We start from the raw sequence: 19,387 nt of genomic DNA, 5'->3' as shown, positions 1-19,387 counted from the left end.
CCGTCACATCGCCGCGCCCAGCGCCAGGAAGCCGCAGATCAGCACGAGGAGGATGGCCAGCAGGGGCCAGACGAAGCGCAGGTACTTGTCGTAGCCGACCTTGGCCAGGGCGACACCGCCGATGGTCACGGCCGAGGTGGGGACCCAGAGGTTCATCCAGCCGCTGGCCGACTGCCAGGCCGTCACCGCCAGCGCGCGGGAGACGCCCGCGAAGTCGGCCAGCGGGGCCAGGATGGGCATGACGAGGGTGGCGTGGCCGGAGGTGGAGGGGATCAGGAAGGCCAGCGGGAGGTTGACCAGGAAGACGATCACCGCGAAGAGCGCGGAGGAGGTGCCCGTCACCACGTCCTCGATGGAGTGCAGGACGGTGTCGGTGATCCTCGAGTTGTTCATGATGACGGTGACCCCGCGCGCCAGCATGATGACGAGGGCCGGGGAGATGAAGTCGGCGGCACCCTGGATGATCGTGGCGCTGATCTTCGCTTCGCCCATCCGTGCCACCAGCCCCACCAGCACCGCGGCGCACAGGAACAGCGCCGAGAGCTCCGGGAAGGACCAGCCCAGCTCCCAGGCGTACGGGGTCGCCTCCGCCTCCCCGGTGAGCGCACCGGCCCAGGGGACCACCGAGAAGATCATGAAGCCGAACACCAGCGTCACCAGGACCAGCACCAGCTTGTGCAGCCGGGTGAGTTCGGGAGCCGTCTCCTCGGCCCCCGTGGCCTTCTGCTCCCGGTCGCCCGGGAGGAAGCCGCACACGGACCGGGCCGGGTCCTTCTCGACGCGCTTCGCGTACCGGACGACGTAGAGGATGGTCACGGCCGTCAGGACCACCCACATCACGAAGCGCAGCGCGATGCCGTCGCCCAGCGAGATGTCCGCGGCCGCCGAGGCCACGCCGGTCGCGAAGGGGTTCACGGTGGAGCACAGGACACCGATCCCCGCGCCCAGGATGGCCGAGCCGACGGCGACCATCCGGTCGTAGCCGAGGGCCAGCATCATGGGCACCAGCAGACCGTAGAAGCCGAGGGTCTCCTCCGCGAAACCCTCCACGGTGCCGAGGACGGAGAAGACCAGCATCACGGCGGCGATCAGCAGGGTGCCGCGATCGCGCAGCCGGTGGGCGAGGCGGGCGATGCCGCGGTCGAGGGCGCCGGTGGCGAAGACGACGGTGATGAACGCGCCGATGGCGAGGACGAAGAGGAAGACGCCCGCGCTGCCGTACAGCTCGCCGCTGAAGGCGGGTCCGACCTCGCCCGTCTTCTCGTCCCGGATGCCGTAGAGGCCGTTCACGGGGGCGAGGAAGAGGTCGTTCAGCCGGTCGGTGAAGCTCCGGGTGTCCGGCACCTCGTGGTAGGTGCCGGAGACGGGGGCACCGCTGTCGTTGCGGTCGTACCGGCCCGCGGGGACGAGGAAGGCCAGCAGCCAGACCGCCACCGTGACCACGGCCAGCACGGTCAGGGCGCTCGGGAAGCCGAACCCCTTGCCCGCGGGCTCCTCCGGGGGCGGGGCCGGGGCCGGAGCCGGACCGGCAGGGGCCGGGGGCGCGGTGCTCAACGGGTGCCTCGGCTGTCCGGTTCCATCCGCCACCATCCCTGAAGGGGTCCGCCGGTCCGCTCCCCCGATCATGGAGCGGGGCGGCGGCGGGTGCTGTGGTGGGCTGCGCCTGCCGGGTGAACCGGGGCGCGGCGGAGGGGGTCAGCCTCCGGTGCGTACGAAGGTCCGCACCGCGGTGTCGAAGTAGCCCCGGGCCTCGTCACCCTGGCGGACGGGCGAGGAGACCCACACGTCGTACAGGCGGCCGTCCTCCTCCCAGCACAGGTCACGGGTGTGCCGGGGGCCCTCGGCCGCCGAGAAGCCGTCCCAGGTGAACAGCCAGAGGGCGGCCTGCAGGCCGTTCCGGGACGTGGTCACGACCTCGGCGTCACGGTAACCGGGGTTGGTGCCCGGCCCCTTGGCGTGGGCGCGCTGATGGACGGCGAGCGGGCCGCCCGACTCGGGCTCCGCCACCTTGATGCCGATGCGGAAGGTCTCACCGGGTGACATGTAGAAGATCCGCGGACCTTCCACCTTGCGGGTGAAGCCGAGCGGCACGGCGAGCGAGAAGCCCTCCGGATCGGTGACGACGCGGTAGCCGGCGGGCGCGGGCTTGCCGTCGGAGGAGGGGGAGACCGCGTCGACCCGCTCGCCGGTGGCGGCGGAGGTGGCGGAGGCGGGCGCGTCCGGCCGTCCGGCCGCCCCGCTCGTCGACGTCCGCCCGCCGTGGTCGCCGTTGTTCATGAGCAGCGCGGCGGACACGCCGGCCCCGGCGATCGCCGCCACCAGCAGACCGGCGATCAGCGCCGCCCCGGGCCGCCGCTTCCCGGGTGCGCGTACGGGGCCGGGTGCGGGCACGGGGGCCGATACGGGCGTCGGCGCGGACGCCGGGGCCGCCGGGGCCGCGCCGGTCCGCGTCGGGTCGTGCGGCGTCGGGTCGTGCGGGACGGGGCCGGACGCGGGCGGGGCGGGGTCCTGCGGAGCCGGGGTCTGCCGGGCCGGGTCCTGCGGGGTCGGGCCCGACTGCCTCGGGCCCGAGGCAGTCGGGCCGGACTGCGTCGGGGTGTAGTGCGCCGCAGCCTCCGCGCAGGCCCGCAGCATCTGCCCGGCCCGTTCCGCTCCGAGCCGCTCCGCCGGATCGCGCTCCAGCAGCCCCCGCACCACGGGCAGCAGCGGGCCGCACGCGTCGGGCGGCCGGATCTCGTCGAAGACCACCGCGTGCAGGATCCCCCCGAGCGAGTCCCGCCGGAAGGGCGAGGCGCCGCTGAGGGCCGCGCACAGCAGGGCGCCCAGCGACCACAGATCGGCCTCGGGCCCGGCCGGCGTCTGCCCCGACATCCGCTCGGGCGCGGTGTACTCGGGGGATCCGACGAAGGATCCGGTGGTGGTCAGCGTCGTGGCGCCCGACACCTGCGCGATGCCGAAGTCGGTGAGCACGGGACGCCCGCCCGGAGCCTCCAGCAGCACGTTCGCCGGCTTGATGTCCCGGTGCAGCACTCCGGCCGCGTGCGCCGTGCGCAGGGCGCCGACCAGCGCGATCCCGATCCTGGCCGCCTCGGCGACGTCCACCGGGCCGGTCCGGGAGATCCGGTCGGCGAGGGATCCGCCCTCGACCAGTTCCATGACGATGTAAGGGAGTCCGCCGTCCTCGACGATGTCGTGCACCACGATGATGTGGGGGTGCTTGAGCTGCGCGGCCGCCCGTGCCTCGCGGAGCGTGCGCTCACGCTGGTGCCGGGCCTCGTCCTCGGACAGCGCGGGGTCGAGCGCGACCTCCTTGAGGGCGACGCGGCGGCCGAGCAACTGGTCGGTGGCGCGCCACACGATGCCCATGCCACCGCGTCCGAGCTTGGCGTCCAGCCGGTAGCGCCCTGCGATCACACGGGCGTTCGCCCCCTCGGTCCCCATGGCGACATCATGCCGCATCGCGGATCAGCACCCGTTCGCGGCGTGTCGAAGCCGCCCCTTGATCGTTTCTTCAGCGGTAGCCCCTACTTCTGCTGCGATTTCGGGAGGCGTGCGGTGACCGCTTGGCAGTACTTCGCCGGGGCGGGCCTGGTGGCGGCGCTCTGCCCGCTGCACGGCCATGTGGCGGTCGCGGGCGACGGCGACGGCTACGGAGCCCGCGTCGACCTGTGCGTGCCCGCGGGGCAGCCGGAGCGGCCGGTCTTCCGGCCGCCGTCCGGGCAGCCCTCGGTGCGGGTGACCGTGCCCGGCGCCGACCGGCCGACGGTGCGTCACCCGGGGCGGCCCGCGCCGTCCGCCCGTCCCGCGGGACGGCCGGTGCGGCCGGCGGAGCCCGCGCCGGAGCGTCCGCCGGGTGCGGTGGCGGTGCCTTCCGCGGGGGCGGAGGCCGGGGCCGGGGAGCCGGAGCCGCCGGAACCCGCGCCGGGTCCCGGGGGACGGGCTGAGGCGGCGTCGGCCGAAGCACCCGCCCCGCCCGCGGCCAAGGCGGCCCTCGCACGGGTGAGCGCCTTCCATGTGCGTCCGTACCGCTCGGTGGCCCTGGAGCGGCGCGGCCCGGGCGGGATGTCGACCGTGACGCTCATGGTCGTCGTCACCACCCCGGCCGTACTCGCCGCCGCCGCCCTGCGCCCCCGGTCCAAGAGCCGCAGCTGACCGCCGCCGCCCCTGCGCACCCCGTCCACCGATCCACCGATCCGCAGATCCACCGATCCACACCGGGAGAATCCACGTGTCCGAATGGCTGGTCCTGGCCATCGCCATGGCGCTCGTCTGCGCCCTCGTCCTCGCCATCACCGCGATCCGGCACCGCCGGGCCGCCGACGACGAGGACACCAGCGAGACCCCCGACGTCATCGAGTACATGACGATGATGGTGGGCGTGGTCTACGCGATCGTGCTGGGCCTGGCCATCGCGGGCGTCTGGGAGGCGCGCGGCGCCGCCGAGGACAGCGTGCGCCGTGAGGCCCAGGCCCTGTACGAGGTCACCCAGCGCGCCGACGTCTACCCGGCGGCCGTCCGCGACCGGATCCGGGGCGAGGTGGACGCGTACGTCTCCCACACCGTCGCCGTGGACTGGCCGCTGCTGACCTCCGGCGACAGCGCCTCGGCCGAGGGCGCCGCGCTGCTCGGCAAGCTGCGCACCGACGTCACGCACCAGACGCCGGCCAACGAGCTCCAGGCGCAGGCCTACCAGCCGCTGCTGGACCACATCGCGGCCGCCGACGACGCGCGGCACTCGCGGACGCAGAGCTCCGAATCCACACTGCCGGGCGTGGTGTGGTTCGGGCTGCTGGTCGGCGGGCTGGTCACGGTCGGGCTGATCTTCACCCTGCAGATCCGCCGCTCCGGACGGGAGTTGCTGCTCGCCGGACTGTTCAGCGCGCTGATCGTGTTCCTGCTCTTCATGGTGTGGAGCTTCGACGCGCCGTACGGGCGGGAGGGGATCGACTCGGCCGCACCGTTCCAGGACCTGTTCCCGGTCTCGGCGACGGCGGACGTCGCCGCCCGCTGAGGTACCGGAGCCGGGGCCTCGTCGCCGTTACGCGGTCACCTCGCGCCGGACCGCCTGCACCACCGGCGAGTGCCGCAGCGCGTGGGAGATCCGCAGCAGGTCGCGCGGACCGTCGGCGGTGTCGGGGACGCTCTCCTCGTCCTCCCCGATGATCCGTCCGTCGGGGTCGGCGGAGCGGGCCCGTACGGCGGCCGCGACCATGGCGGCCTCGGCGACGGCGCGGGCCGTCTCCTCGTCGGCGCCCCCGGCGACGGCGCTCTCGTAGGCGCCGTCGCGCAGGCCCTTGTCGAAGTACGGCCCGAGGTGCAGGAAGCCGTCGTGGATGTCCGACTCGCGCTGGATCACCCGTAGTTCCGCCGCGGACCACCAGGCCATCTGCACGGAGGGCGTGCCGCTGGGCGCGGAGATCTGGACCTCGTGCCAGAGCGGGCCGAGCCGGCGGTACGTCGCCCAGATCTGCCAGTGGTCCGACAGCCGCTGGCAGACGAGCGGGACCACGAAGCCCATCGCGCTGATCAGTGCCCCGAGGGAGGCCAGCGGCGGAGCGGCGAAGGTGCTGAGGCCGTCCAGGTCGTGACCGGACCAGCGGGCGCCGACCGCGGTCATCTTGGTGGCGTCGTAGGCGAGGTTGAAGATGTAGCCGATGACGATGATCACCAGCCCGACCCGCAGCCAGCCGCGGACCTGGAGCGACCATCGCCAGCACAGGACCACCATCACCACCGCGGCCACGAGGTGGGCCAGCAGGTAGAGGGCGATCATGTGCCCGATGTAGGACGTGTTCGCGTAGTAGGTGTCGAAGTCGCGCAGCCGCTCGACCGGGGTCTCACCGAGGGCGAAGAGCGCGATCAGCGCGACGACGACCACGCTGTAGCCCAGGATCCAGCGGCGCGAGACGCGTTGGGTCTGCTCGGGCGGTCCGCCCCGCCAGTTGACCATCAGGATCAGGCAGGAGGCGCTGAAAGCGGTGATCAGACAGTAGACCAGGGGGGCCGAGAAGTTGACGACCCCGGTCCAGCGGTTGACCGCCGCGATGGTGGGCGGGGCTGCGAAGGTGAACACCGCTCCCGCGAGGGTCAGCAGGGCGACGACCGATCGCAGGAGCGGGTCGCGCCAGTTGTGCCTCAGGGCCGGCAGCTTGAAGGCCAGTGCGATCGCCATCGCGGCCGCCGGTATGTAGTAGTCCTTGCCGTTCAACGCTCGTTCCTGTGCCCCCGGTAGCCCAGCGAAGCCTCGATCCGGCCCGCCAATTGATCGCGCTGGACCGGAGCGCGGTGGCTCGCCGATCCGGCCAGCCAGTTCCGACACCGACTACCCAGCAGTAAGCCGAAGGTCTCGGCCTCGGTCTCCTCCTGGACGTCGGCGCGGGTGCGCGCGGCCACGCGGCGCACGGTCTCGCCGATGTCGGCCTCGTCGGTCAGCAGCCGCGCGGCGACGGCGGCGCCGTCGACGTGGTGACTGCAGTGGCCGGCCTTCATGTGCCACAGCTCGTGGCCCAGGATCACCAGTTGGTGGTCCGGGGCGGTGCGTTCCTCGATGACCACGAGATCACGGTCCGCCATGTCGAGCCACAGGCCGCTGGCCGTCCGGGGCGGGAACGAAGCCATCCGGAAGTCCACCCGGCGGCCACGGTGTCTGCTCATGCCCTCGCAGAGGGCAGCGTAGAGGTCCACGGGTTCCACGGGGGCGGTCAGCCGGATGCCGGCCACCAGCTCCCCGCACAACCGCCGCTGCTCTCTGCCTATGCTCACCGTTCTCCCCGTCGGCGCGGATCCGGATCAGGACTCAAGGATCAGACCCAGACTTTCGACTGGGTCAGGATTCGTTCGGTTTGACGCTTTCGAGGAGCATGTCCAGCCATTCGGTCACCTTGTCCCGATGCTTGTCGCTGGGCAGTTGGGCGGCCCGCCAGGCGATGCCCCGTACACCGTGGTTCTGGAGGAGTCTTGCCAGGGGATCGCCCGCCGATGCGGCCGACGCCGGTACGGTTTCCCGGGCCCGCCCCGCGAAGTCCTGGAGCAGCTGTTGCTCGGTCCGCTGGAGCGCGTCGGTGAGGGCGTCGGAGTCGTGCGCGGTGAGGAACCCGGCGTGCACTCCGAAGAACCGCTGGATCGCGTCGCAGTGTTCCATGGTGGGGCGCCGGTCGCCGTTGATCAGTGCTCCGGCCTGCTGCCGCGACATGCCGGCGCCGTCCGCGATCTCCTGCTGCGTGTAGCGGCGGCCGTTCGGTTTGACGCGGGTCCGCCGGAGCAGGTCGAGGCGCTGGAGGAAGCGGGCTGCAGATCGGGTTCGCCGGCCGGCCTGCCGTCGAGCAGGGTCCTGACCACGTCCGTGGGTACGCCGGAGGCCTCGGAGAGCCGCCGCAGGTCGAAGACCTGGTTCAGCTCGCGGCCCATTTTGCCCGCGAGTTCGGCGACACGCGTGATGGTCGCGGCCAGGGGTGCGTCGGCCACCGCGACGGGAGCCGGGAAGCCGTCTGTCACCAGTGGTTCTCCTAGATCGCGCGAAGTCGGTATGGGCACATGGTCGGCTTCTGGAATCTAGCCGCTCTCGCCCAGAAGGGCTAGAACGTGCCACAGCTGTGGCGGGAATGAGCTGTCAAGAGGCTGGAATTGCCACAATAGTTGACACTCGAATGAAGTCGGTAGCAGGATCGCCACACGGAAATGAAGATCCAGACCGGAGGAGGGGGAGCTCTCAGTGCCACATCTCGCAGCGGTGGGCCCGTCCGATGGACTCGCCCGTGCCGTTGAAGAGCGCCTGGCGGGCGAGGAACCCGCCCGCGGCGCCGTGCGGTCGGAGCGACGCAAGGAGATTTTGCGCCAGCGCCGCGAGGAGCTGGGCCTGAGCCAGGAAGACCTCGCCGCCCGGCTGCGCATCAGCGTGCGCGCGTACGGGAACTGGGAAAGAGGCCTCGTCAAGGAGTGGACGGACCGCAAACTCCTCGCCCTGGCCGAGGCCTTGGAGATGAGCGAGCGACAGTGCTTCTGGCTGTTCCGTGTCATGGTCGACCGTGACCCGCCGCCCACGTGGCGCGCCGCAGAAGAGAACCGGCTGCCCGAGGACCCGGCCCAGCGCGACTACCTGTGCGACTACGCGGCCCTCATGGAGTCCGTGCCGTACCCGAGCTTCCTGGTGGACCACCGCTGGGACGTGGCTCTGACCAACTCGGCCTTCGACCAGCTCTTCCGGTCCGTGAGACCGCACCCGACGGCCCTGCCCGACGACAACTTCCTGCGTTTCGTGCTGTTCCACCCGGACGCGGCCGCCGTACTGGAGGACCACGAACCGGCCTGGTGCGTACCGCTGCTGGCCCAGTTCGCGACCGCGCTGGCCGAGGCTCCCGACGACGAGGGGCTGCGCAGCATCCGCCAGGAGGTCGCCCGTGACCCGTTCATGGAGGCGGCCTACCGGTACGGGGTGCCGCACTGGCTGAGCACGCACGGGACCGAGGCCGCCGAGCTCGACGGGGCGGTGCGCACCGTGCGCCACCCCGACCCGCGGTGGGGGCTGGTGCGGTGCCGGATGGTGGCCGAGAACAGCCGGATGCTGGGGGAGATGGGTCTGACTCGGATCACCCTGATCCTCTCGACGCCCACGGGCGCGCCGCGGGGCCCCGTCCGCAGCGGCGCCGGCTTCACGCAGCAGACCGGGGCCCGGCTGCGCGCCGTGCCGTCGCCGGTGGAGTGACCGACCGGGGCAGACTGGTGCCGGCGGACGTGTGCCGTGGCCCGCGTGCCGACGATCGTGTCACCGGTCGTGTCACCGATCGTGGCGCCGGCCGTCGCGGCGGAGGCGTCGGCCACCGGATCTGCACTGGCGAAAGGCGGTAGGGGCGTGCGGCTGACGATCCTCGGCGGGGGCGGCTTCCGGGTACCGCTCGTCTACGGAGCACTGCTCGGCGACCGCGCCGAGGGCAGGGTGTCCCATGTGACGCTCTACGACGAGGACCCGGCGCGACTCACCGCCATGGCCCGTGTACTCCGCGACCAGGCCGCGGAGGCGTCGGCGGTCTCGGCGGCCTCGGCGGCCGATCCGGGCGTGGACGCCCCGGCCGTCACGGTCACCGGGGACCTCGACGAGGCCCTGCGCGGGGCCGATTTCATCTTCTCCGCCATCCGCGTCGGCGGCCTGGAAGGGCGCGCCGCGGACGAGCGGATCGCCCTGGCCGAGGGAGTCCTCGGGCAGGAGACGGTGGGCGCGGGCGGGATCGCGTACGGCCTGCGGACCGTGCCCGTGGCGCGCGAGATCGCCCGCAGGATCGCCCGTACCGCCCCCGAGGCGTGGGTCATCAACTTCACCAACCCGGCCGGGCTCGTCACCGAGGCCATGGCCGAGGAGCTCGGCGAGCGGGTGATCGGCATCTGCGATTCCCCCGTGGGCCTCGGCCGGCGCATCGCCCGGTTGCTGGGCGCCCGGCCGCAGGACGCCTGGATCGACTACGTCGGCCTCAACCACCTGGGCTGGGTGCGCGGGCTGCGCATCGGCGGCTGTGACGAGCTGCCCCGGCTGCTGGCCGACACCGAGGCCCTGGAGTCCTTCGAGGAGGGCCGGCTCTTCGGGGCCGAATGGCTGCGCTCGCTCGGCGCGGTCCCCAACGAGTACCTGCACTACTACTACTTCAACCGTGACACCGTACGGGCGTACCAGGAGGCCAAGCAGACCCGCGGGGCCTTCCTGCGCGACCAGCAGCGCGGCTTCTACGCCGAGGCCGGCCGGGCCGGGGCGCCGGCCGGGGCGGCGCTGGCCGCCTGGGACCGTACCCGGGCCGAGCGCGAGGCCACGTACATGGCCGAGAACCGTGAGGCGGCGGGTGCACCGGAGCGCGAGGAGAGCGACCTCGAATCCGGGGGCTACGAGAAGGTCGCGCTCGCGCTGATGCGGGCCATCGCCCGCGACGAGCGGGCCACCCTGATCCTGAACGTCCGGAACCGCTCCACGCTGTCCGTCCTGGACGCCGAGGCCGTCATCGAGGTGCCCTGCCTGGTCGACGCGAACGGCGCCCACCCGGTGGGCGTCGAGCAGCTGCCCCTGCACGCGGTGGGGCTGGTGACGGCGGTCAAGGCGGTCGAACGGGAGATCCTGGCGGCGGCGGCGAGCGGTTCGCGGGCGCACGCGGTCAAGGCCTTCGCGCTCCATCCGCTGGTCGACTCGGTGGGGGTGGCCCGGCGGCTGCTCGACGGATACGCGGCGGAGCACCCGGGCCTCGCCTACCTACGCTGATTCCTCACTGACCCCTGGCGCTGACCCCTGGGCTGATTCCGGCGAGTGCCCCGTCGGGCCACCGTGGCGTGCGTACCCCGTACGGCTCAGCGCCGCATGCGCCCCGGCGGGCGCGCTGTGACAGTGCGAGGGTGACCACTGCCCCCGCCGAAGGCGCCGCGCCCCCCGTGATCGACCGGCGGCGGCGCAACGTCATCTTCGGCACGATCATGCTCGGTGTGCTGCTCGCCGCACTCGACCAGACGATCGTCGGGACCGCGCTGCCCACGATCGTGGGGGACCTGGGCGGCGGCGACCACATGTCGTGGGTGGTGACCTCGTACCTGCTCGCCGAGACGGTGGCGACGGTCCTGGTCGGAAAGTTCGGTGACCTCTTCGGCCGGAAACTGATCTTCCAGATCTCCGCCGTCGTCTTCATCAGCGGTTCCTTCCTGTGCGGCCTGTCCAGCAACATGACCTTCCTGATCGTGTGGCGCGGCGTCCAGGGCGTCGGAGCCGGCGGCCTGATGGTCACCGCCATGGCGCTGATCGCCGACGTGGTGCCGCTGCGCGAACGCGGCAAGTACCAGGGCATGATCGGCGCCGTCTTCGGGGTCGCCACCGTGATCGGACCGCTGCTCGGCGGGTTCTTCACCGACCAGCTGACCTGGAGGTGGTGCTTCTACGTCAACGTCCCGATCGCGATCCTCGTCGTCGTCGCAGCCGCCAGAACGATTCCGGCGGTCCGGGCCTCGGGCAGGCCGGTCATCGACTACCTGGGCATCACGCTGGTCGCCATCGGCTCGAGCGCGCTGATCCTGGCCACCAGTTGGGGCGGCAACGAGTACGCCTGGACCTCGCCGGTCATCATCGGCCTGTTCGCGGGTGGCGCGGTCGCGCTGGTGCTGTTCTGCCTGGCCGAGACGCGCGCCGTCGAACCGATGCTGCCGATGCGGCTCTTCCGCAATCCGGTCTTCTCCGTGTGCTCCGTACTGAGCTTCGTCGTCGGATTCGCGATGCTCGGCGCGCTGACCTTCCTGCCGACCTACCTCCAGTACGTCGACGGGGACTCCGCCACGATCTCGGGCGTCCGGACCCTGCCCATGGTCATCGGCCTGCTGATCGCCTCCGTGTTCAGCGGCAACGTGACCAGCAAGACCGGCCAGTACCGGATCTTCCCGATCGTCGGGAACGCCGTCATGGGCGTGGGCCTGTACCTGCTGTCGCAGATGGAGCCGGGGACCGGCACCCTGCTGGAATCGCTGTACATGTTCGTGCTCGGCACGGGCATCGGCCTGTCCATGCAGGTGCTGACCATCGCCGTGCAGAACACCGTCGACTACGCCGACCTCGGCACCGCGACCTCGGGCGTCACCTTCTTCCGTACGCTCGGCAGCGCCTTCGGCACGGCGGTCTTCGGCACGATCTACGCGAACCACCTCGGGCCCGCGCTGGAGGCGGCGTACGTGGAGGCGGCGCGGCTCGCCGGGCAGGATCCGCAGGAACTGGCCAAGGCGGCGTCCACGCCGGAAGGGGTGCACCGGCTCGCCCCGGAGGTCGCGGCCCCGGTGATCGACGCGTACGCACAGGCCCTGCAGACCGTGTTCCTGTACACCGTTCCGGTCGCCGTGTTCGGTTTCGTCGTGGCGCTCTTCCTCAAGCAGGTGCGGCTGCGCGACAGCGCCCGGGCCGGCTCCACGGACATGGGCGACGGGTTCGGCTCACCGGCCACGGCCTCGGGGAACTCGGCCAAGCTGCTGGAGCTGGCCGTCGGCAAACTCGTACGGAACATGGGCGCGGACACGGCGCGGGGGATCGTCGAAGCCTCCGACACCCGGCTGGACATCGCGGGGGCCTGGGCGGTGATGCAGGTGGAAGTGCTGACCCGGACCCTCGGCTACGCCAGCCTCGGGCTGATCGCCGGGCGCCGGTCCCTGCCGCCGGAGGTGCTGGTCCCGGTCTACGAGCGGATGGCGGACGAGGGCTTCCTCAGCCGAGAGGGCAGCTTCTTCACCCTCACGGCGGCCGGGCAGCGGGAGGCCGACGTCATCTCGAAGGCGTGGGCCCAGTGGCTGGGGGACCAGCTGGAGAAGGACCGGGGGCGGCCGCGGAGCGCCGAACTGCGGGTCGCGGCGGACGCGATCGCCAAGCGGCTGCTCGCGGAGGACCTGGGGGAGGGCAACTTCGCGCCAAAGGTGGTGGTGCGGCGGTAGAACGGGGTCCCCGACGGAACCTCGTGGGGGAGCGGGCCGTCCTCCCCTTCGAAGCGGTAGGACGGCCGGACCGGCAGACGGACGACGCACAACGACGGCAAGGCGACGCAAGGCGAAGCGCGACGAGGGCACGACGACGCACGACGGCGGCACGACGACGTACGACGGCGGATGACGATGGGGGATGCTCGTGAGGATCACACTGGCCGAGGAGATCATGCTGCTGTCCCTGGACGACGAGTCCGGGGTGGCGCGCCAGCGCCAGTCGGCGGGCTGGGCCGTGGCGGGTGCGATCCTCCTCGAACTCGTCATGGCGGAGCGGGTGTCGGTGTCGGGCAAATACCTGGAGCTCAGCAGCACCGAGCCCACGGGGGAAGAGCTGCTCGACGGCCGGATCGGGCTGCTGGAGACCTGGCTGCGAGGGCGTACCAAGCGCCGGGTGACGGACTGGCTGACGAAGGACCAGCCCAAGGCGGTCGGCGCCGTCCTGGCCAGGCTGGGTGAGCGCGGGCTGGTGGTGGCACAGGTGCACAAGGTGTTCGGGGTGTTCCCGCAGCGCCGCTACCCGGAGGCCGACGGCACGGTCGAGCGCGCCCTGCGCGAGCGGCTCCGCGAAGTCGTCCTCGCCGGCGCCGAGCCCGACGAACGCACGGCAGGCCTCATCGCCCTGATCCACTCGGCCAGGCTGCACCGGCTCGCCTTCCCCGGCCGGCAGCCCGACGAGCTGACCGAGCGGACGGCGGAGATAGCCGCCGGCCAGTGGGCGGCCGAGAGCGTGCGGGCGGCGATCCTCGACATGCATGCCGCGATGGTGACGGTGACGGCGGTGACGGTCCTGACGGCCACCACATAGGGGGTGTCTCGCCGATCAGGCGCTCGGCTGCCCGCCCGAGACCGGGTAGTCGTACGACGGGACGTGCGGCAGCGCGGTGAGGTCCGGGCGCCAGGCGCGCAGTACGGCCGCCGACGGGGCGTAGAGGGCCGAGGGGATCTCGGCCGGGGCGAACCACTGCCAGCGGGTGATCTTGTGTGGCTCGGTGACGGCCGGGACGCCCTCCGCCGAGGTGGTGACCGCTGCCGCAGTCAGCCGGGTCAGCCCCGCCTTCGCGTCGATCTGCACCGACAGGATCCGGATCGCCTCGGGGGCCGCCCGCAGATCCGTCTCCTCGGCGAGCTCCCGGGCCGCCGCCTGCTCGAAGCCCTCCCCTGGGTCGACCTTGCCGCCGGGCAGCTCCCAGCGCCCGTCGTGCGCCTGGCCGAGCAGTACGCGGCCGTCCTGGGCGAGGACGACCAGTCCGACGCCGACGACGGCGTGGGGCCGCGGCACGGCTCGTTCGGGGCGTTCGTGGGTGGTGGTCATGGACGTCCTTCCGATGGCGGGGCGGTGGGCCGGGCCCGGACATGGATCCGCTCGCCCTGGGGGCCGAAGAGACTGAGGAACTCCGCCGGCTCCGGACCCGCGTTGAAGAAGGCGTGCGGGGTGCGCGTGTCGAACTCGGCGGCCTCGCCGGGACCGAGGACGAGGTCGTGCCCGCCGAGCAGCAGCCGGATACGCCCGGCGAGCACGTACAGCCACTCGTAGCCCTCGTGGACCTGCAGTTCCGGTTCGGGCGGCGGGCCTTCGAGGGGCGGGAGGATCTGCTTGAAGGCGTGCACCCCGCTGAATTTCCGGGTCAGCGGTACGTAGGTGCTGCCGTGCCGGACGAAGGGGCGCGGGCGGATCCTGGGGTCCCCGGTCTCCGGGGCGCCGACCAGCTCGTCGAGCGCCACCCGGTGCGCCCTGGCCAGCGGAAGCAGCAGCTCCAGCGTCGGCCGGCGCTGTCCGGACTCCAGCCGGGAGAGGGTCGAGAGCGAGATGCCGGTGGTCTCGCTGAGCTGGGCCAGCGTGGTGCCGCGCTGCCGGCGCAGGGAGCGCAGCCGCGGCCCCACGGCGGTGAGTACGCCGGCGAGCTCCTCGTCCTGTTCCTCGGTGGCCATGGATCCATTTGCCGCTTCGGCAACAACATTTGTCAAGCGGACGCCGTGGGCGGACCCTCACAGGTATGGAGAACGCAGGGGACACGAGGGACGCAAGCCACGATTCCGAGGCAGGCCACGGCTCCGAGGCAGGCCACGGCTCCGAGGCAGGCCACGGCTCCGAGGCAGGCCACGGCTCCGAGGCAGGCCACGGCTCCGAGGCAGGCCACGGCTCCGAGGCAGGCCACGGCTCCGACGCACGGGACGACTCCTTCGACGTCGTCGTCGTCGGCGGTGGGGCCGCCGGGCTGGCCGGGGCACTGACCCTGGTCCGGGCCCGCCGCTCGGTCCTGGTCATCGACTCCGGCAGCCCGCGCAACGCCCCGGCCGCGCACATGCACGGGTACCTCGGGCAGGACGGGGAGAGCCCCGCCGCGCTGCTGGCCAGGGGGCGCGGGGAGGTGACCGGCTACGGCGGCCGGATCCGGGCGGGCACGGCCGTCGCCGCGGACCGGCTGCCCGACGGGAGTTTCCTGGTCCGCTGCGGGGACGGCAGCGTCGTCCGGGCACGCCGACTGCTGGTCGCCACCGGCCTGGTGGACGAGCTTCCCGCCGTGCCGGGTCTCGGGGCGCGCTGGGGGCGGGACGTGCTGCACTGCCCGTACTGCCACGGGTGGGAGGTCCGGGACCAGCCGATCGCGGTGCTGGCCGACGGGCCCCTCGCCGTGCACCAGGCCCAGCTCTGGCGGAACTGGAGCGAGCGGACCACCCTGCTCGCGCACACCTGGCGGCTCACCGCCGAGGACCGGGAGCTGCTGGCCGCCCTCGGTGTCCGGGTCGTCGAGGGCGAGGTGACCGGCCTCGCGGTCCAGGGTGGCCGGCTGACCGGCGTGACCCTGGCGGGCGGAGCCGTGGTGGAGTGCCGGGCTCTGGTGGTCGCTCCGCGGTTCACCGCACGGTCGGGTGTGCTGACCGGTCTCGGTCTGCCGACCGTGGTGGTGGAGCGGGACGGCCGCGCGATCGGTACCTGCGTCGCGTCGGATCCGGCGACCGGGGCCACCGCCCTGCCCGGGGTCTGGGTCGCGGGCAACGTGACCTCGCCGCTGGAGAAGGTGCCGGGCGCGGCCGCCCAGGGAGTGAGCGCGGCGATGGCCATCAACACCGACCTGGTCGAGACGGAGGGCCGGCGGGCCCTGGAGGCCCACCGCGCGGCCGCCGGCGCCGGCGTGTGAGCCGGATCCGGGCCGCCGGAGCGATTCTCGGACAACTGTGCGGGTTTCGGTCGGCTCCCGTTCGCGCAGGCTACGGGCGGTGTGATCGTCGTACGGACCAACGGCTCGGGGGGACGCTTCATGGCACATGTCCTGGTCATCGGCGGAGGCGTCGCGGGGCCCGCCACCGCCCTGCTCGCGGCGCGGCGCGGACACACGGCGGAGGTCTTCGAGCGCGATACGCGGGCCCCGGGCACGGCGCTCGACCGTGACTTCTTCGGGTGGCGGCGGCCGACCGTACCGCAGGCGGCCCAGCCCCACGTGCTGCTCGGGGCGGCACGCAACGTCCTGCGCGCCGATCTGCCCGACGTCCACGCGGAGATGCTCCGGCTCGGCGCCCGCGAACGGCACGAGCTGGACTGGTTCGACGTACGCCCGCCCGCCTGGCCCGGCGACGAGGACCTCGTGATGCTGCAGGCCCGGCGCATCGTGCTGGAGAGCGCGCTGGCCACGGCGCTGCGCGCGGAACCGGGGGTCGTCGTCCGGTACGGGGAGCCGGTCACCGGGCTGATCACGGCCCCGGGGGTGTCCGAGGGCGCCGGAATCCACGTGACGGGAGTGACCACCGAGACCGGGAGTTACCCGGGAGACCTCGTGGTGGATGCCGGCGGGCGGCGCGGCGGCACCGAGCGCAGGCTGGCCGAGGCGGGCTGCCGGCCGCCCGTCGTGGAACGGCACCGCACCGGGCTCGCGTACTTCTGCCGCTGGTACCGGCTGCCCGAGGGCATGGACGAGGGGCCGCGCCGGCCGTGGGCGGTGACCGGCGGGCCCTTCGCCGGGTGCGCGGTCTTCCCGGCCGACAACCGGGCGTTCGCCGTGACGCTGTTCGTGCACACCGCAGACACCACGCGCTCGGCGCTGCGCGACCCCGCCGTCTTCGAGGCGGCGGCGCGCGCCTTCCCGCCCGGCGCGGCCTGGCTGGGACTGGGCGCCGAGCCGCTGTCGGGCGTCCTGGCCACGGCGAGCCTGGACAACCGGTGGAGCGCGCTGGTCGACGAGGAGGGCCCGGTGGTGACCGGACTGGTGCCGGTCGGGGACTCGATCACGCACACCAACCCGACCCTGGGGCAGGGCACCTCGCTCGCGCTGTGGGCCGCGCGCAGGGTGGCCCGTACGGCGCACCTGGACCCGGGATCGGGGCGGTACGCCACCGATCACCACGCATGGGCGGAGCGCACCCTGAAGCCGTGGTTCGACTTCCAGGTCGTCGCGGACGCGGCCATCGGGGAGCGCTTCGCGACCCGGGCGGGGCGCGGCGGGACGGCGCGGGAGGTGTCCGCGCTGTTCGACTGTGCGCTGGAGGATCCCGTGGTCATGCGGGCGCGGGCGAGGGTGCGGCACCTGGCGGAGCGGCCGGAGCGGGCGTACGCGGATCCGGAGATCCGCGCGCGGGTGGCGCGCTGGCTGGCGGACCGGCCCGACTACGTGCCGAACGTGTCGGGGCCGGACCGGGAGGAGTGGGAGAAACTGACGGCGGGCTGAGGCGAGGCGGCGGCCGTTCAGCCGGCGCCACCGTCGGCACCGGTGCCGGTGGTGCCGGTGGTGCCGGTGGTGGGACCGAGCACCTCGGCGAGGTCGTAGCCGACGACCTCCTCCAACTGGGCGTACGTACAGCTCTCGGGCGTCCGGTCGGCCCGCCAGCGGTGGAACTGGGCGGTGTGGCGGAAGCGGTCGCCCTCCATGTGGTCGTACCTCACCTCGACGACCCGCTCGGGTCGCAGCGGCACCCAGGACAGGTCCTTCTTGCCGGTCCAGCGGCTCTGCGCACCGGGCAGCCGAGCGCTCTCGTGGGCGGACTCCTCGGCCCAGGCGGCCCACGGGTGGCCGGTCGGATCGGGCATCCGCAGGGGTTCGAGTTCCTCCACCAGCTCGGCGCGGCGCTTCATGGGGAAGGCCGCGCACACGCCCACGTGCTGGAGGGCTCCGTGGGCGTCGTAGAGGCCGAGCAGCAGCGATCCGACAATCGGACCGCTCTTGTGGAAACGGAATCCGGCGACGACGACATCGGCGGTACGTTCGTGTTTGACCTTGAACATGAGGCGGGCGTCGGGCCGGTAGAGGAGATCGAGGGGTTTGGCGATCACCCCGTCGAGCCCGGCGCCCTCGAACCGCTCGAACCACTCCTGCGCGAGCGCGGGATCGGTGGTCGCGGGCGCGAGATGCACGGGGGGCCGAGCAGTGGACAGTGAGCGGACGAGGGCGGCACGGCGGTCGGCGAGCGGGGTGTCGAGCAGGGTGTCGTCGCCGAGGGCGAGCAGGTCGAAGGCGACGAAGCTGGCGGGGGTCGTCTCGGCCAGCAGGGCGACGCGGGACTGTGCGGGATGGATCCGCTCGGTCAGCCGGTCGAAATCGAGGCGCCCGCCATGAACGATGACGATCTCGCCGTCCATGACGCAACGGCTCGGCAGATTGCTCTTCAGGGCCTCCACCAGCTCGGGGAAATACCTGGTCAGGGACTTGCCTGTGCGACTGCCGAGCTCGATCTCGTCGCCGTCGCGATACACGAGGGCCCGGAAGCCGTCCCATTTGGCCTCGTACTGCATCCCGGGCGGGATCTTCGCCACGGACTTGGCGAGCATCGGCTTCACGGGCGGCATCACTGGCAGATCCATGCCTTTGATTCTGCGGTGGTACGTCCGGACCCGCCCGGTATGCGCCCATGACCGCGCCCGCCTACCGTGGCGCACATGGGTGCTGCCGGTAATGCGATCGAGCTGGACGCGGGCGGGCGGACGGTACGGCTGTCCAGCCCGGACAAGGTGTACTTCCCGGAGCGCGGCCTCACCAAGCGGAACGTGGCCGAGTACTACCTGGCGGTCGCCCCTGGCATCACGCGCGCCCTGCGCAACCGGCCGACGACCCTGGAGCGCTTCCCGGACGGGGTGGAGGGGGAGTCCTTCTTCCAGAAGCGGGCCCCGAAGAACCTTCCCGACTGGATCCCCACCGCCCACATCGCCTTCCCGAGCGGCCGCACGGCAGACGAGATCTGCCCGACCGAGCCGGCCGCCGTCCTGTGGGCGGCCAATCTGGGGTGCCTCACCTTCCACCCCTGGCCGGTGCGCCGGGAGGACACCGACCGCCCGGACGAGCTCCGGATCGACCTGGACCCGCAGCCCGGCACCGACTACCACCACGCGGTGGCGGCCGCCCATGAACTGCGCGCACTGCTGGAGGAGTTGGGCCTGCGCGGCTGGCCCAAGACCTCGGGCGGCCGTGGGCTGCACGTCTTCGTGCCGATCGAGCCGCGCTGGACCTTCACCGACGTCCGCCGGTGCGCCATCGCCCTCGGCCGGGAACTGGAACGCCGAATGCCGGGCAAGGTCACGACGGCCTGGTGGAAGGAGGAGCGCGGCGAGCGGATCTTCGTCGACTACAACCAGACGGCACGCGACCGCACGATCGCCTCCGCCTACTCCGTCCGCCCCCGCCCGCACGCCCCGGTGTCGGCGCCGCTGCGCTGGGACGAGGTGGACGACGCGGAGCCCCGCGACTTCGACATCGTGACGATGCCGGCGCGCTTCGCCGAACTCGGCGACCTGCACGCGGACATGGACGAGTACGCCTTCACCCTGGACGCCGTACTGGAACTCGCGGACCGCGACGAACACGACCACGGGCTCGGGGACATGCCCTACCCCCCGGACTACCCGAAGATGCCGGGCGAACCCAAACGCGTCCAGCCCAGCCGCGCGAAGCACGAGGACTGACGGGAAGCCACGCGCCACACGAGTACG

At 72.6% G+C, this 19,387-nt stretch carries 16 protein-coding genes and 1 pseudogene; 9 read left to right on the top strand and 8 right to left on the bottom strand.

What is annotated here, in order from left to right:
• Window positions 1-3: 3 nt before the first annotated feature.
• Both Sspor_RS10405 and Sspor_RS10400 read right to left on the bottom strand, forming a co-directional pair.
• A complete protein-coding gene (locus Sspor_RS10405; RefSeq protein ID WP_202198793.1) occupies window positions 4-1,590 on the bottom strand; it encodes a YfcC family protein in 1,587 nt (528 codons plus the stop codon).
• Window positions 1,591-1,695: 105 nt separating this feature from the next.
• Complete coding sequence (locus Sspor_RS10400; RefSeq protein ID WP_202198792.1) at window positions 1,696-3,441, bottom strand: serine/threonine-protein kinase; 1,746 nt, start codon at window positions 3,439-3,441, stop codon at window positions 1,696-1,698.
• 114 nt (window positions 3,442-3,555) lie between these two features.
• Between Sspor_RS10400 and Sspor_RS10395 the strand changes: the two genes are divergently transcribed.
• Both Sspor_RS10395 and Sspor_RS10390 read left to right on the top strand, forming a co-directional pair.
• On the top strand, window positions 3,556-4,152 hold the full coding sequence (locus Sspor_RS10395; protein WP_202198791.1) for a hypothetical protein: 597 nt from the start codon (window positions 3,556-3,558) through the stop codon (window positions 4,150-4,152).
• 76 nt (window positions 4,153-4,228) lie between these two features.
• Entirely contained in the window at window positions 4,229-5,011 is a 783-nt protein-coding gene (locus Sspor_RS10390) for a bestrophin-like domain (protein WP_202198790.1), read from the top strand.
• Window positions 5,012-5,038: 27 nt separating this feature from the next.
• Here the strand turns inward: Sspor_RS10390 and Sspor_RS10385 are convergent, their stop codons facing one another.
• The 3 genes and pseudogenes from Sspor_RS10385 to Sspor_RS10375 form a co-directional block, all read right to left on the bottom strand.
• Window positions 5,039-6,208, bottom strand: a complete 1,170-nt coding sequence (locus tag Sspor_RS10385; RefSeq protein WP_202198789.1) for an MAB_1171c family putative transporter — start codon at window positions 6,206-6,208, stop codon at window positions 5,039-5,041.
• Complete coding sequence (locus Sspor_RS10380) at window positions 6,205-6,762, bottom strand: hypothetical protein (RefSeq protein WP_030728780.1); 558 nt, start codon at window positions 6,760-6,762, stop codon at window positions 6,205-6,207. The genes Sspor_RS10385 and Sspor_RS10380 overlap by 4 nt, the downstream gene beginning before the upstream one ends.
• Before the next feature lie 64 nt (window positions 6,763-6,826).
• Window positions 6,827-7,494: pseudogene (locus Sspor_RS10375) on the bottom strand (helix-turn-helix domain-containing protein).
• 217 nt (window positions 7,495-7,711) lie between these two features.
• Here Sspor_RS10375 and Sspor_RS10370 point away from each other — a divergent pair.
• The 4 genes from Sspor_RS10370 to Sspor_RS10355 all read left to right on the top strand — a co-directional run bounded on the left by Sspor_RS10370 (window position 7,712) and on the right by Sspor_RS10355 (window position 13,279).
• Window positions 7,712-8,701 (top strand): helix-turn-helix domain-containing protein, encoded by a 990-nt coding sequence (locus tag Sspor_RS10370; RefSeq protein WP_237403795.1) that lies wholly within the window; start codon window positions 7,712-7,714, stop codon window positions 8,699-8,701.
• Between the two features lie 147 nt (window positions 8,702-8,848).
• Window positions 8,849-10,234, top strand: a complete 1,386-nt coding sequence (locus tag Sspor_RS10365; protein ID WP_202198788.1) for a 6-phospho-beta-glucosidase — start codon at window positions 8,849-8,851, stop codon at window positions 10,232-10,234.
• Between the two features lie 131 nt (window positions 10,235-10,365).
• Window positions 10,366-12,426, top strand: a complete 2,061-nt coding sequence (locus Sspor_RS10360) for an MDR family MFS transporter (protein WP_443744681.1) — start codon at window positions 10,366-10,368, stop codon at window positions 12,424-12,426.
• A gap of 184 nt (window positions 12,427-12,610) precedes the next feature.
• Window positions 12,611-13,279 (top strand): GOLPH3/VPS74 family protein, encoded by a 669-nt coding sequence (locus Sspor_RS10355; protein ID WP_254722753.1) that lies wholly within the window; start codon window positions 12,611-12,613, stop codon window positions 13,277-13,279.
• 15 nt (window positions 13,280-13,294) lie between these two features.
• Here the strand turns inward: Sspor_RS10355 and Sspor_RS10350 are convergent, their stop codons facing one another.
• A complete protein-coding gene (locus tag Sspor_RS10350) occupies window positions 13,295-13,786 on the bottom strand; it encodes a nucleotide triphosphate diphosphatase NUDT15 (RefSeq protein ID WP_202198786.1) in 492 nt (163 codons plus the stop codon).
• On the bottom strand, window positions 13,783-14,403 hold the full coding sequence (locus Sspor_RS10345; protein ID WP_202198785.1) for a helix-turn-helix domain-containing protein: 621 nt from the start codon (window positions 14,401-14,403) through the stop codon (window positions 13,783-13,785). Before Sspor_RS10345 ends, Sspor_RS10350 begins: the two co-directional genes overlap by 4 nt.
• A gap of 65 nt (window positions 14,404-14,468) precedes the next feature.
• Here Sspor_RS10345 and Sspor_RS10340 point away from each other — a divergent pair, with 65 nt between their 5' ends.
• Window positions 14,469-15,614, top strand: coding sequence for an FAD-dependent oxidoreductase (locus tag Sspor_RS10340; RefSeq protein ID WP_202198784.1), 1,146 nt, complete (start codon window positions 14,469-14,471; stop codon window positions 15,612-15,614).
• Between the two features lie 120 nt (window positions 15,615-15,734).
• Entirely contained in the window at window positions 15,735-17,135 is a 1,401-nt protein-coding gene (locus tag Sspor_RS10335) for an FAD-dependent oxidoreductase (RefSeq protein WP_202198783.1), read from the top strand.
• 17 nt (window positions 17,136-17,152) lie between these two features.
• Here Sspor_RS10335 and Sspor_RS10330 read toward each other — a convergent pair whose 3' ends face one another.
• Window positions 17,153-18,265: an ATP-dependent DNA ligase gene (locus Sspor_RS10330; protein WP_202198782.1), complete on the bottom strand. Its 1,113-nt coding sequence runs from the start codon at window positions 18,263-18,265 to the stop codon at window positions 17,153-17,155.
• Between the two features lie 75 nt (window positions 18,266-18,340).
• On the opposite strand from Sspor_RS10330, the gene ligD reads away from it, so the two are divergent.
• On the top strand, window positions 18,341-19,360 hold the full coding sequence (ligD, locus tag Sspor_RS10325) for a non-homologous end-joining DNA ligase (protein WP_202198781.1): 1,020 nt from the start codon (window positions 18,341-18,343) through the stop codon (window positions 19,358-19,360).
• The last annotated feature ends 27 nt before the right edge of the window (window positions 19,361-19,387 follow it).

Origin of the sequence: Streptomyces spororaveus, from assembly GCF_016755875.1 — a bacterium.
GTDB lineage: Bacteria > Actinomycetota > Actinomycetes > Streptomycetales > Streptomycetaceae > Streptomyces > Streptomyces spororaveus.
Note: the sequence above shows the minus strand (reverse complement) of the source record. Positions and strands in the feature narration are given on the sequence as shown.

Excerpts from the sequence above, each read along its gene's own strand:
- Sspor_RS10350 (WP_202198786.1), bottom strand. The coding sequence starts at position 13,786 with ATGACCACCACCCACGAACGCCCCGAACGAGCCGTGCCGCGGCCCCAC.
- ligD (WP_202198781.1), top strand. The coding sequence starts at position 18,341 with ATGGGTGCTGCCGGTAATGCGATCGAGCTGGACGCGGGCGGGCGGACG.
- Sspor_RS10340 (WP_202198784.1), top strand. The coding sequence starts at position 14,469 with ATGGAGAACGCAGGGGACACGAGGGACGCAAGCCACGATTCCGAGGCA.
- Sspor_RS10355 (WP_254722753.1), top strand. The coding sequence starts at position 12,611 with ATGCTCGTGAGGATCACACTGGCCGAGGAGATCATGCTGCTGTCCCTG.
- Sspor_RS10345 (WP_202198785.1), bottom strand. The coding sequence starts at position 14,403 with ATGGCCACCGAGGAACAGGACGAGGAGCTCGCCGGCGTACTCACCGCC.
- Sspor_RS10405 (WP_202198793.1), bottom strand. The coding sequence starts at position 1,590 with ATGGTGGCGGATGGAACCGGACAGCCGAGGCACCCGTTGAGCACCGCG.
- Sspor_RS10335 (WP_202198783.1), top strand. The coding sequence starts at position 15,735 with ATGGCACATGTCCTGGTCATCGGCGGAGGCGTCGCGGGGCCCGCCACC.
- Sspor_RS10330 (WP_202198782.1), bottom strand. The coding sequence starts at position 18,265 with ATGGATCTGCCAGTGATGCCGCCCGTGAAGCCGATGCTCGCCAAGTCC.
- Sspor_RS10400 (WP_202198792.1), bottom strand. The coding sequence starts at position 3,441 with ATGGGGACCGAGGGGGCGAACGCCCGTGTGATCGCAGGGCGCTACCGG.